Annotated in this window: 13 protein-coding genes and 1 other RNA gene; 5 read left to right on the top strand and 9 right to left on the bottom strand. The window is 53.9% G+C overall.

Translation table 11 applies throughout. From position 1 onward, the window contains the following. Window positions 1-24 precede the first annotated feature (24 nt). Window positions 25-603, bottom strand: coding sequence for a YecA/YgfB family protein (locus SK50_RS20365; RefSeq protein ID WP_003860099.1), 579 nt, complete (start codon window positions 601-603; stop codon window positions 25-27). A 167-nt stretch (window positions 604-770) separates the two neighbouring features. Between SK50_RS20365 and zapA the strand changes: the two genes are divergently transcribed. From zapA to SK50_RS20375, 3 genes are all read left to right on the top strand, one after another. After that, entirely contained in the window at window positions 771-1,100 is a 330-nt protein-coding gene (gene zapA / locus SK50_RS20370; RefSeq protein ID WP_003860096.1) for a cell division protein ZapA, read from the top strand. A gap of 41 nt (window positions 1,101-1,141) precedes the next feature. Continuing rightward, window positions 1,142-1,325, top strand: a non-coding RNA gene (gene ssrS, locus SK50_RS23455) — 6S RNA. A 24-nt stretch (window positions 1,326-1,349) separates the two neighbouring features. Continuing rightward, the gene (locus tag SK50_RS20375) at window positions 1,350-1,946 is read left to right on the top strand and encodes a 5-formyltetrahydrofolate cyclo-ligase (protein WP_017692706.1); all 597 of its coding nucleotides are present in this window, start codon (window positions 1,350-1,352) and stop codon (window positions 1,944-1,946) included. A 154-nt stretch (window positions 1,947-2,100) separates the two neighbouring features. On the opposite strand, the gene serA is transcribed toward SK50_RS20375, so the two are convergent. Together serA and rpiA are read right to left on the bottom strand one after the other, a co-directional pair. Continuing rightward, window positions 2,101-3,333, bottom strand: coding sequence for a phosphoglycerate dehydrogenase (gene serA / locus SK50_RS20380; RefSeq protein ID WP_017692705.1), 1,233 nt, complete (start codon window positions 3,331-3,333; stop codon window positions 2,101-2,103). A 266-nt stretch (window positions 3,334-3,599) separates the two neighbouring features. Beyond that, on the bottom strand, window positions 3,600-4,259 hold the full coding sequence (gene rpiA, locus SK50_RS20385) for a ribose-5-phosphate isomerase RpiA (protein WP_003860091.1): 660 nt from the start codon (window positions 4,257-4,259) through the stop codon (window positions 3,600-3,602). Window positions 4,260-4,386: 127 nt separating this feature from the next. Here rpiA and argP point away from each other — a divergent pair, with 127 nt between their 5' ends. Continuing rightward, window positions 4,387-5,280, top strand: a complete 894-nt coding sequence (gene argP, locus SK50_RS20390) for a DNA-binding transcriptional regulator ArgP (protein ID WP_003860089.1) — start codon at window positions 4,387-4,389, stop codon at window positions 5,278-5,280. A gap of 42 nt (window positions 5,281-5,322) precedes the next feature. Here argP and SK50_RS20395 read toward each other — a convergent pair whose 3' ends face one another. Further along, the gene (locus SK50_RS20395; protein ID WP_017382904.1) at window positions 5,323-6,045 is read right to left on the bottom strand and encodes an oxidative stress defense protein; all 723 of its coding nucleotides are present in this window, start codon (window positions 6,043-6,045) and stop codon (window positions 5,323-5,325) included. Between the two features lie 92 nt (window positions 6,046-6,137). Then, on the bottom strand, window positions 6,138-6,773 hold the full coding sequence (gene argO, locus SK50_RS20400; protein WP_017382905.1) for an arginine exporter ArgO: 636 nt from the start codon (window positions 6,771-6,773) through the stop codon (window positions 6,138-6,140). Window positions 6,774-6,973: 200 nt separating this feature from the next. On the opposite strand from argO, the gene SK50_RS20405 reads away from it, so the two are divergent. Beyond that, complete coding sequence (locus SK50_RS20405; protein WP_053070554.1) at window positions 6,974-8,032, top strand: type 2 periplasmic-binding domain-containing protein; 1,059 nt, start codon at window positions 6,974-6,976, stop codon at window positions 8,030-8,032. A 46-nt stretch (window positions 8,033-8,078) separates the two neighbouring features. Here SK50_RS20405 and SK50_RS20410 read toward each other — a convergent pair whose 3' ends face one another. The 4 genes from SK50_RS20410 to epd form a co-directional block, all read right to left on the bottom strand. Then, complete coding sequence (locus SK50_RS20410) at window positions 8,079-8,933, bottom strand: small-conductance mechanosensitive channel MscS (RefSeq protein ID WP_017382907.1); 855 nt, start codon at window positions 8,931-8,933, stop codon at window positions 8,079-8,081. A gap of 187 nt (window positions 8,934-9,120) precedes the next feature. Further along, window positions 9,121-10,200: a class II fructose-bisphosphate aldolase gene (gene fbaA / locus SK50_RS20415; RefSeq protein ID WP_017692704.1), complete on the bottom strand. Its 1,080-nt coding sequence runs from the start codon at window positions 10,198-10,200 to the stop codon at window positions 9,121-9,123. A 92-nt stretch (window positions 10,201-10,292) separates the two neighbouring features. Further along, the gene (gene pgk / locus SK50_RS20420) at window positions 10,293-11,456 is read right to left on the bottom strand and encodes a phosphoglycerate kinase (protein ID WP_015571809.1); all 1,164 of its coding nucleotides are present in this window, start codon (window positions 11,454-11,456) and stop codon (window positions 10,293-10,295) included. 49 nt (window positions 11,457-11,505) lie between these two features. Then, window positions 11,506-12,525: an erythrose-4-phosphate dehydrogenase gene (epd, locus tag SK50_RS20425; protein WP_015571810.1), complete on the bottom strand. Its 1,020-nt coding sequence runs from the start codon at window positions 12,523-12,525 to the stop codon at window positions 11,506-11,508. Between the last annotated feature and the right edge of the window lie 287 nt (window positions 12,526-12,812).

Here is a 12,812-nt window from a genome sequence, read left to right on the forward strand (position 1 = left end):
ACACCCTCCTGTGCGTTATTTTTCTTAGTGTAATGTTGGCTTGCGAACTTCCGGCGCGGTCGGCTGCGAGCGCGTAAAGTTGTCGTGGCACAGCAGAGACGCCACGCGTACGTACTCGATAATCTCTTCGAGAGACATCTCCAGCTCTTCCTGGTCTTCGTCTTCATCGTAGCCGAGCTGGGCGATGTTGCGCAGATCGTCGATCGCTTCACCCGCTTCGCCGGTCACTTTATCCAGTTTAGGCTGGGTTACGCCCAGGCCAAGAAGATAGTGGTTTACCCAACCCGCGAGCGCATCAGCGCGATCGAAGACGCTGACATCGTCGCCTTCAGGCAGATAAAGCTGAAAAAGAAAGCCATCGTCTTCCAGGGAATCGCTGGTTGCGGCGTGCATTTTACGCAGCGCTTCCGCCAGTTCGTGGCCAAACGCCAGCCCTTCGTTGGTGAGGTCGTGGATCAGCGGCTGCCATGAGCTGTCGCTGTTTCCGCCGCACAGTATGCCGCTGATCAGACCGTGCATTTCGGCAGGGGTCAGACCGACTCCCTGCTGGTTCAGTAACTGGTTTAAATCCTTGTAACCAGGCATTTCGTTCTGTATAGACATACGCATTCGTCATCAAAGGGAGGATATTCATGATATGCTACCACTTTGGACCCTGGTGATACCAGAAAAGGGCTTGTATCTTCACATCAGGGTAGCTATAGTGTCGCCCCTTCGCAGCCCCCGGGGCAGTAAGCGAAGGCAGCGCAGTCAATCAGCAGGAAGGTGGCATGTCTGCACAACCCGTCGATCTCCAGATTTTTGGCCGTTCACTGCGAGTGAATTGTCCGCCTGAACAAAGGGATGCCTTGAATCAGGCTGCGGACGATTTGAATCAGCGGTTGCAAGATCTAAAAGAACGCACTAGAGTCACAAATACTGAGCAGCTGGTTTTCATCGCCGCGTTGAACATCAGCTATGAACTGACTCAGGAAAAAGCGAAGACCCGCGATTACGCGGCAAGCATGGAGCAGCGCATTAAAATGCTCCAGCAGACCATAGAACAGGCATTGCTTGATCAAGGTCGCAGTCCCGAAAGACCGGGACCAAAGTTTGAATAACACTTCTCAGTTGACTATGGTAGAGTAACTGTGAAGACAAAATTTCTCTGAGATGTTCGCAAGCGGGCCAGTCCCCTGAGCCGATATTTCATACCACAAGAATGTGGCGCTCCATGGTTGGTGAGCATGCTCGGTTCGTCCGAGAAGCCTTAAAACTATGACGACACATTCACCTTGAACCAAGGGTTCAAGGGTTACAGCCTGCGGCGGCATCTCGGAGATTCCCTCTCTTTTCTTCTACCGACTACCATGACTCAACTCCCTGAAGTTTCTGCTTCACGCCAGGACATCCGTCAGCTTATTCGCCAGCGTCGTCGCGCTCTAAGCGCCGAGCAACAGGCACAGTTTGCTCAGCAGGCCGCCGCCCGCATGATGGCCTATCCGCCTGTGGTGATGGCAAACACCGTCGCCCTGTTTCTCTCGTTTGATGGTGAGCTGGATACCCAACCGCTTATCGACCAGCTCTGGCGCGCCGGGAAAAAAGTTTACCTGCCGGTTCTGCATCCCTTTAGCCCGGGCAATCTGCTGTTTCTGCACTACCATCCGCACAGCGAGCTGGTGGTGAATCGTCTGAAAATCACCGAACCCAAACTGGACGTGCGCGACGTGCTCCCGCTTTCCGGGCTGGATGTGCTGATTACACCGCTGGTGGCGTTTGACGAGCAGGGCCAGCGATTGGGCATGGGCGGGGGATTCTATGACAGGACGCTACAAAACTGGCAGCAGTACGGATTGCAGCCGGTGGGGTATGCGCATGATTGCCAGGGCGTGGAGGCATTACCCGTAGAGAAATGGGATGTGCCGTTGCCGGCGGTGGTGACGCCCAGTAAAACCTGGACCTGGTAGAACAAAGCCGGGTGGCGGCTACGCCTTACCCGGCCTACATAAATCCTCGAACATTACAGGTCGGGTAAGCGTAAGCGCCACCCGACACACAAACCGCACGACAACTGTAGGTCGGGTAAGGCGCAGCCGCCACCCGACGCCACAGACCGCACCATCAGTACAACAGGCGCGCGCGAATCGTCCCCGGAATGGCCTTCATGCTCTGCAATGCTTTCTCGGCGATGTCTTCATCCGCTTCGATATCAATCACCACATAACCCATCTGCGAGTTAGTTTGCAGATACTGCGCGGCAATGTTAACACCCTGCTCAGCAAAGATCTGGTTGATGGCGGTCAGCACGCCAGGACGGTTTTCGTGGATGTGCAGCAGACGACGCCCACCGTGCAGCGGCAGAGACACCTCCGGGAAGTTCACCGCAGAGAGCGTTGAACCGTTGTCGGAATATTTGCTCAGCTTACCCGCCACTTCCAGGCCGATATTCTCCTGCGCTTCCTGAGTAGAACCGCCGATGTGCGGCGTCAGGATCACGTTGTCGAACTCGCACAACGGAGAAGTGAACGGATCGCTGTTGGTGGCCGGTTCCGTCGGGAATACGTCAATCGCCGCACCCGCCAGATGCTTACGCTTCAGCGCGTCGCACAGTGCAGGAATATCGACCACCGTACCGCGCGCGGCGTTGATCAGCAGAGAGCCCGGCTTCATCAGCGCCAGCTCTTCCGCCCCCATCATGTTTTTGGTGGACGCATTTTCCGGCACGTGCAGGCTGACCACGTCGCTCATATTCAGCAGATCAGAGAGATGCTGCACCTGCGTCGCGTTACCCAGCGGCAGCTTGCTTTCGATATCGTAGAAAAACACGTGCATGCCGAGGGATTCCGCCAGAATACCGAGCTGCGTACCGATGTGGCCGTAACCGATAATCCCGAGCTTTTTACCACGCGCTTCGTAGGAGCCCGCAGCCAGCTTATTCCACACGCCGCGGTGCGCTTTAGCGTTAGCTTCCGGAATGCCGCGAAGGAGCAGCAGCAGCTCGCCAATCACCAGCTCCGCCACGGAACGGGTGTTAGAGAACGGCGCGTTAAAGACCGGGATACCGCGTTTGGCGGCGGCATTCAGATCAACCTGGTTGGTGCCGATGCAGAAACAGCCAATCGCCACCAGCTTTTCCGCCGCAGCAATAACGTCTTCAGTCAGTTGGGTACGGGATCGCAGGCCAATGAAATGGGCATCACGGATGGACGCTTTCAGCTCTTCAGTGTCCAGCGCGCCTTTGTGAAATTCGATGTTGGTGTAGCCTGCTGCGCGAAGGCTATCGAGCGCTTTCTGGTGCACGCCTTCAACCAGCAGGAATTTAATCTTGTCTTTCTCCAGTGATACCTTTGCCATTTACCCGACCCTGTTTTTATCTGAACTGATGTTGTGCTGGATATAAATCCCGTGCAGCCAACATATCAAAAAAAACTATTGCAGCAATATGAACGTTTGCGTCGGCACTCTGAAGAAAAGTCATACAGAGCAAAATGGCAGAGGAAAATGCTGCGGAAAATTACGAACGTGGCAGGATCGGCAAAAGAGGCGGAAAAACGTGACACAAGTCACCGAATTTAGCTTTTCAAAAATTTTTTAGCGGGGGGAGCGCTCCCCCCGTCAGATCATTTTACGATGGTTTTTACACCGTCAGCCGTGCCGATCAGCGCCACGTCCGCGCCACGGTTGGCAAATAACCCTACGGTAACGACGCCTGGAATGCCGTTGATCGCATTTTCCAGCGCAATGGCATCGAGGATCTCAAGGCCGTGAACGTCGAGGATCACGTTGCCGTTGTCGGTCACCACACCCTGACGGTATTCCGGACGACCACCCAGCTTCACCAGTTGACGTGCCACGGCGCTGCGCGCCATCGGGATCACTTCGACCGGCAGCGGGAAATTCCCCAGAATGTCGACCTGCTTGGAGGCGTCCGCGATGCAGATGAACTTATCCGCCACGGAAGCGATGATCTTCTCGCGGGTCAGCGCCGCGCCACCGCCTTTGATCATCTGCATATGGCCGTTGATTTCATCCGCGCCATCAACGTAAATGCCCAGACGGTCCACTTCGTTGAGGTCGAAAACGGTGATGCCGAGGCTTTTCAGCTTTTCCGTGGAAGCATCGGAGCTGGAAACCGCGCCCTCGATCTGCCCCTTCATCGTGCCCAGCGCATCGATAAAGTGCGCCGCCGTCGACCCCGTACCAACACCGACAATGGTACCCGGCTGTACGTACTGGAGAGCGGCCCATCCTACTGCTTTTTTCAGTTCATCCTGCGTCATGATCGTTTTGCCTGTGGTGTGAAAACTCAGGGCGCATTATAGAACACGTCGAATGGATTTCGTCTGCCACGAAGGGAAAATTGTGTCATAGTGCAGATTAAGCAAAATTAAGGAGTCAGCCAGAGCAATGAAACGTCCGGACTACAGAACACTACAGGCACTTGATGCAGTTATTCGTGAACGCGGTTTTGAGCGCGCGGCGCAAAAGCTGTGCATCACCCAGTCCGCCGTATCACAGCGTATCAAACAGCTTGAAAACATGTTCGGGCAGCCGCTGCTGGTGCGTACCGTACCGCCGCGTCCGACGGAGCAAGGACAAAAGCTCCTCGCCCTGCTGCGGCAGGTTGAACTGCTGGAAGATGAGTGGCTGGGCGATGAACAGACCGGCTCCACGCCGCTGCTGCTGTCGCTGGCGGTGAACGCCGACAGTCTGGCAACCTGGTTGCTGCCGGCCCTTGCGCCGGTGCTGGCCGACTCCCCTATCCGCCTGAATCTCCAGGTTGAAGACGAGACCCGCACCCAGGAGCGCCTGCGCCGTGGCGAAGTGGTTGGGGCGGTCAGTATTCAGCCTCAGGCGCTGCCAAGCTGTCTGGTGGATCAGCTGGGCGCGCTGGATTACCTGTTTGTCGGTTCAAAAGCCTTTGCCGAGCGCTACTTCCCGAACGGTGTGACCCGCGCCGCGCTGCTGAAAGCGCCTGCCGTCGCTTTCGACCATCTGGACGATATGCATCAGGCCTTCCTGCAACAAAACTTCGATCTGCCGCCGGGCAGCGTACCGTGTCATATCGTTAACTCGTCCGAAGCCTTCGTACAGCTCGCGCGTCAGGGAACCACCTGCTGCATGATCCCGCATTTGCAGATTGAGAAAGAGTTGAAAAGCGGTGAGCTGATTGATTTAACCCCGGGGCTGTATCAGCGCCGGATGCTGTACTGGCACCGTTTTGCGCCGGAAAGCCGCATGATGCGCAACGTCACTGACGCGCTGCTGGCGTTTGGGCATAAGGTGTTAAGACAGGATTGAAAAACTAGCCGGGTGGCGGCTTCGCCTTACCCGGCCTACGGGTTACTGAGCGGGCTTTTCAGTCGGCTCCAGCTGGAACACCACATCAACCTGATCGTCGAACTGAATGGTTGGCTGCTCGTAGGTTTCCTGAGCAGAAACCGGCGCGGCGTCCGCCTTCATCATCCGAACCATCGGGCTTGGCTGGTAGTTTGAAACGTGGTAGCGCACGCTGTAAACCGGACCGAGCTTGGTCTTGAAGCCGGATGCCAGCTGCTGCGCCTGATGAATGGCATCATCAATCGCCGCTTTACGCGCTTCGTCTTTATATTTCTCCGGTTGCGCAACGCCCAGCGAGACGGAACGAATTTCGTTCAGCCCAGCCTTCAGCGCACCATCCAGCAATCCGTTGAGCTTATCTAGCTGGCGTACAGTCACTTCCACAGTACGCACGGCGCGATAGCCTTTCAGGATGCTTTTGCCGTTCTGGTAGTCGTAATCCGGTTGGGTACGCAGGTTCGCAGAGCTGATGTCTTTTTTCGCGACACCGTTCTGTTCCAGGAAAGAGAGGTATTGCGCAACACGATCGTCTGCCTGTTTCTTGGCGGAAGCAGCATCTTTCGCCGCCACGTTCACTTCAATTGCCAGGGTTGCAACATCCGGTACCGCATCCACGCTTGCCGTGCCTGAAGTGACAATGTGCGGGCCGTTTGGCAGTTCATTCGCCTGCACCGACACCGCACCTAAACTTACTAATGCCGCCAGGGCCATCACCTTAAACTTCACTGTCATTCCTCCATGTTGCGAAGAGTGCCCCATCAACAGGGCTCATGCCAGCAAGCTTAGCGGGTCTTGTTCAGATGTCCATAAGACAACGCTTAGTTGAACAATCCCTGTACGTGATGAATGCCCTCTTTCGCCAGCTGGAAGGCAATAAACCACATCACCAGCCCAACCAGGGTATTGATAATGCGCTGCGCTTTAGCGGTGCGCAGACGTGGCGCCAGCCATGCCGCCAGGATCGCAAGACCAAAGAACCAGAGGAAGGAGGCGCTGACCGTACCGAGCGCAAACCAGCGCTTGGGCTCAACGTCCAGCTGTCCACCCAGGCTGCCGAGCACCACGAACGTATCAAGATAAACGTGCGGGTTAAGCCACGTCACGGCGAGCATGGTGACGATAATCTTCCAGCGCCCCTGCTTCATCACTTCGGCGCTCGCCAGCTCAAGATTGCTGCTCATGGCCGTTTTCAGGGCGCCAAACCCGTACCACAGCAGAAACGCTACGCCGCCCCAGGTAACCAGCGCCAGCAGCCACGGCGACTGCATCAGCAAGGCGCTGCCGCCAAAAATCCCGGCGCAAATCAGTAGCAAATCGCTCACCGCGCACAGCAGGGCAATCATCAGATGATACTGGCGGCGAATGCCCTGGTTCATCACAAACGCATTTTGTGGACCAAGGGGAAGGATCATGGCCGCGCCTAACGCAAGCCCTTGAAAATAGTAAGTTAACATTGATAACTCTCAGGCAGTTTTCTCTACGTGCAGACTATACTGCGTGACCATCATTAGATAAAATTTAAAATTTTAATGGTTAATTAGAATCACTAATAAAACCCTGCTGTATACAATATTAAGATTTTATAAAACCTGCCCTCTCGCGACCCGGCGTATGCTGTAATGCCCCAGGCCGAAAAATTCTCACAGGAAATCATATGAAACATCAAGGCGTTGCAATGGTCATCTCCGCCATATTTGCGCTCTTAACTGCATTTCCGGCCATAGCGAGTGCAGGAAAGATACTTCGCTACACGGACCATGAACCGTACGGCAATATGCGTACGCAATTTATCAAAAACGTTTTCTTTAGTGAGATTGAAAAAGAATCGCAAGGCCGCCTGAAAATTGAAGCCCACTGGAAAGGTGATATATCAAGTAGTTACAATGCGCTAAGTACGCTTGGCCAGGGAACCAGAGCTGATATTGGCATCGTTGTCCCTGAATATACGGCTGAGCAACTGCCGCTTCATCAAATATTCAAAAGCTTTCCCCTGGGGCCTGCAAACGGCGAGGCCCAGGTGCGCTTCTTTCATCGCGTGTTCCAGCAATACCCACAGTTTGCCCGCGAGCTTGGGCAGAATAACCTGGTGAATTTGCAGTTCTTCCTGGGTTATCCGGTCGGGTTCTTTACCCGTCAGCCAGACGTTAAGCTGAAGCAGCTAGAGGGAACAAAATGGCGAACCGCCAGCTTCTGGCACCAGTCATTTTTGCGCAATGCTGGCGGAGCTACCCTGGTAATGCCATGGAATGACAAGATTACCGACGCGTTGCGCACGGGACAGTTGAATGGCCTTATGGTGAATCTCGACAGCGGAGATGACATACATGCGCAGCGCGCGGCGCCCTACATTCATTATTCTCCTGCGCTCTGGCTGGGGCATATCTACCTTCTGGTTATAAATAAGGACACCTTAAACGCACTGGACGAGCGGGATCGTCTTGCTATTCGTCGTGCAGCCGAAACCACGGAGAAACAACTCGGTGCTGCGTTGGACAGCGGGCTGGCTTCTCTCACCACGCGTCTGGAAAACGAAGGCGCTAAGCTTCATCTTCTGAGCCGTGATGAGCAATTGGAATGGCAGAAAGCAACGCGATATCAAGAGGTTCAGGAGGAATGGGTACGGCAACAGGAAAGTAAGGGTAATACGGACGCAGGCAAATTGATGCACGAGCTACGCCTATTGCTGGAGGCTAACGCCCGGCAAAAGCGATAGGCTCAACGCCCGCATACAATGCGGGCGTTGTCTGAACTGACGAGCGTTAGTCAGCTTCTTTCACTTTTTTGAAGTTCACATCCATCTGCGGATAAGGGAAGCTGATGCCGTTGGCATCGAAATCACGCTTAATGCGCTCCAGCACGTCCCAGTAAACGTTTTGCAGATCGCCGCTTTTACTCCAGATGCGCACCACAAAATTAATGGATGACGCGCCCAACTCGTTCAGGCGAACGGTCATTTCGCGATCTTTAAGAATGCGGTCATCTGATTCGATGATATCGGTAATCAGCTTTTTCACCAACTCAGTATCTGAATCATAGCCAACCCCGATAATGAGTTCATTACGGCGAACCGGCTCACGAGAGAAGTTAGTAATGTTGCCATCAATCACTTTCTTGTTTGGCACAATGACGATTTTGCCGTCTGCCGAACGCAGCGTGGTAGAAAAAATCTGCACGTTCAGCACGGTGCCCGCAGTGCCACCGAGATCAACATACTCTCCGGCACGGAAAGGACGGAACGTCACTAACAGTACGCCAGCTGCAAGGTTAGCCAGCGAGCCCTGAAGAGCGAGACCTACGGCCAGACCAGCGGCACCAAGTACGGCAATGACCGAAGCGGTCTGTACACCGACCCGCCCCATTGCCGCAATGAGGGTAAACGCAATAATCCCGTAACGCACCAGCGCAGAAAGGAAATCAGCAACGGTTGCATCGATATGACGGGATAGCATTACGCGATTAACGCCCCGGGAAACCGTGCGGGCAACGATCATCCCCACAATAATAATGGCGATTGCCGCCGCAATATTCACAGCGTAACTAATCAGGAGCGCCTGGTTGCGCACCAGCCAGGAGCCAGCGTTATTGATGCTATCTACAACACCGAGATCTTCCATTTATCTTTCCTTATGCTCATAAAAACCACAAAATCTATCCCACACGGAGACAGGCAGGTCAGTAAAGGGTAAACAAAAAGCCATGATATTGCCAAACAGATCACAAAAACAGAGGCATCAGGCTATTGAAAAGGCATAAAAAAAGGCCCGCATATGCGGACCTTCTTGACGCTATGAACAGCTCAAATTACAGAACGTCAACCGCGTTCAGTTCTTTGAATGCCTGCTCCAGACGAGTAATCATAGAAGTCTGGGCAGCGCGCAGCCATACGCGTGGATCGTAGTATTTCTTGTTCGGCTGGTCTTCGCCTTTCGGGTTGCCCAGCTGACCTTGCAGGTAAGCTTCGTTGGTTTTGTAGTATTGCAGGATACCGTCCCAGGTTGCCCACTGGGTGTCGGTATCGATGTTCATTTTCACTACGCCGTAGCTTACGGAGTCTTTGATTTCCTGAGCAGAAGAACCGGAACCGCCGTGGAAGACGAAGTTCAGGCTGTTGTGCGGCAGGTTGTGTTTCTTAGACACGTATTCCTGAGAATCACGCAGGATGGTCGGGGTCAGAACCACGTTACCTGGTTTGTATACGCCGTGTACGTTACCGAAGGACGCTGCGATGGTGAAGCGTGGGCTGATTTTGCTCAGCTCGGTGTAAGCGTAATCAACGTCTTCTGGCTGAGTGTACAGAGCAGAAGCGTCCATGTGGCTGTTGTCCACACCGTCTTCTTCACCGCCGGTGCAACCCAGTTCGATTTCCAGGGTCATGCCCATTTTGGACATACGCGCCAGGTACTTAGAGCAGATCTCGATGTTTTCTTCCAGAGACTCTTCGGACAGGTCGATCATGTGAGAAGAGAACAGTGGCTTACCGGTTGCTGCGAAGTGTTTTTCACCTGCGTCCAGCAGACCGTCGATCCATGGCAGCAGTTTTTTCGCGCAGTGGTCAGTGTGCAGGATAACCGGAACACCGTAGTGCTCAGCCATCTGGTGAACGTGATGTGCGCCAGAGATAGCACCCAGGATAGCAGCGCCCTGAGGAACGTCAGTTTTCACGCCTTTACCTGCGATGAACGCAGCGCCGCCGTTAGAGAACTGAACGATAACCGGTGCTTTAACTTTTGCAGCGGTTTCCAGTACGGCGTTGATGGAGTCGGTACCTACGCAGTTAACTGCTGGCAGAGCGAAGTTGTTTTCTTTAGCTACCTGGAACACTTTCTGTACGTCATCACCAGTGATAACGCCAGGTTTTACGAAATCAAAAATTTTAGACATGTTGCTTAGTCCTGTATCTTCGGCCGTTAGAAAAGGTGCGAGCTCTGATAAGCGCGCTGAAAATTGGGCAGGTTTCCCTGCCCCTGAATGGCTTACTTCTTAGCGCGCTCTTCGAGCATTGCTACTGCTGGCAGGACTTTACCTTCCACGAATTCGAGGAATGCGCCGCCACCAGTGGAGATGTAGGAGATCTTGTCAGCGATACCGAACAGATCGATAGCTGCCAGGGTGTCACCACCGCCTGCGATAGAGAACGCTTCGCTGTCTGCGATAGCGTTAGCCACGATCTCAGTCCCTTTGCGGAAGTTCGGGAATTCGAACACGCCGACAGGACCGTTCCACAGGATAGTTTTTGCGTTTTTCAGGATTTCAGCCAGTTTCTGTGCAGAAACGTCGCCCAGGTCCAGAATCTGCTCTTCATCTTTGATGTCGTTAACAGATTTCAGGGTTGCGGTAGCGGTTTCGGAGAACTCGGTAGCTACACGAACGTCAGTTGGAACCGGGATATCACAGGTGCTCAGCAGACGTTTGGCTTCGTCAACCAGATCCGCTTCGTACAGGGATTTACCCACGTTGTGGCCTTGCGCAGCAACGAAGGTATTCGCGATACCACCACCAACGATCAGCTGGTCAGCGATTTTGGACAGGGAATCCAGTACGGTCAGTTTGGTAGACACTTTAGAACCACCAACGATAGCGACCATTGGACGAGCAGGTTCTTTCAGTGCTTTACCCAGCGCTTCCAGTTCGTCAGCCAGCAGCGGACCTGCACAGGCGACATCTGCGAATTTACCGATACCGTGGGTAGATGCCTGCGCACGGTGAGCCGTACCGAATGCATCCATCACGAATACGTCGCACAGCGCAGCGTATTTTTTGGACAGGGTTTCGTCGTCTTTCTTTTCGCCTTTGTTGAAGCGAACGTTTTCCAGAACAACCAGCTCACCTTCGGCAACTTCCACGCCGTCCAGGTAATCTTTCACCAGGCGAACCGGGCTGGACAGTTTGTCTTTCAGGTAATTAACAACCGGCAGCAGAGAGAACTCTTCGTTGTACTCGCCTTCAGTTGGACGGCCCAGGTGGGAGGTGACCATCACTTTAGCGCCCTGCTTCAGAGCCAGTTCAATGGTTGGCAGAGATGCACGGATACGCGCGTCGCTGGTCACTTTGCCATCTTTAACCGGTACGTTCAGATCGGCACGGATGAAAACGCGTTTACCTGCCAGATCCAGATCGGTCATCTTAATTACAGACATGGTGAATCCTCTCGTTGATTCTTAAAGTTTTGCAAGCGCAAGGTGCGCTCTACCTGAAACCTTTTGCGGCCATGGCTAACGTGGTGTCGAGCATTCGGTTAGCAAAGCCCCATTCGTTATCACACCAGACCAGCGTCTTGATAAGGTGCGCACCACTGACTCGCGTCTGCGTGCCATCCACGATGGCGCTGTGCGGGTCGTGGTTAAAATCTACTGAGACCAACGGTAATTCCGTATAGTCAACTATACCATGAAATGCTCCCTGTGCCGCTTTTTGCAGCAACAGGTTGACTTCACAGGCTTTTACCGGTTTTTTCACCGTCACGCTAAGATCGATTGCGGTGACGTTTATCGTCGGCACGCGCACGGCAATCGCTTCGAAACGGTCGTTAAACTGCGGGAAAATACGGGTGATCCCGGCAGCCAGTTTCGTATCCACCGGAATGATGGACTGGCTCGCCGCGCGAGTGCGCCGTAAATCCGGATGGTAGGCGTCGATGACCTGCTGATCGTGCATGGCGGAGTGAATCGTGGTCACGGTGCCGGATTCAATGCCATACGCATCGTCTAACAGTTTAATGACCGGAATAATGCAGTTGGTGGTGCAGGAGGCGTTGGAGACAATGCGGTGTTCAGCTTGCAGCTCGTGCTGGTTGACGCCAAACACGACGGTGGCGTCGAGGTCGTTACTGCCGGGATGGGAGAACAGCACTTTTTTCGCGCCAGCATTCAGATGCGCTTCGCCATGTTCACGGTTACCGTACACGCCGGTACAGTCCAGCACCACATCCACACCCAGTTCGCGCCAGGGCAGCCCTTCAATACTGTTCTCATGCAGCACGCGGATGGCATCGTCACCGACGAACAGCTGTTCCCTTTCCTGGCGAACGTCCCAGGCAAAGCGACCGTGGCTGGTATCATATTTCAACAAATGCGCCATGCCCGCAGCATCCGCCAGTTCATTGATTGCCACCACGGTGATTTCCGCACGACGCCCGGATTCATATAAAGCACGAACCACGTTGCGTCCGATGCGACCGAAGCCATTAATCGCTACGCGTACGGTCATAGATCTCCTGCAAAGCTATCCCTGAGTTTGAGGTGGCTGAAAGAGTAATCCAGCGACGCCCGAAGGGGAATCCTTGCTGTCACAAACTGCGATTGATTGGTCAATTGTCGAACATTTAATCGACTGAAACGCTTCAGCAAGAATAAGCGAATCGGGGAATAAAAGGAATCTCTGTCCAGATTAAGAGCGATTTTATCTGATCTCCATCACATTTTTCCGGAATAATCCCTTTTCATCCCGCCACGTAAAAACGCGGCGGGTCGACCGGTGCCCCTACTGAAAGCCGC

It is taken from the genome of Enterobacter sp. BWH64, assembly GCF_001037645.1.
GTDB classification, from domain to species: Bacteria; Pseudomonadota; Gammaproteobacteria; order Enterobacterales; family Enterobacteriaceae; genus Enterobacter; species Enterobacter hormaechei_C.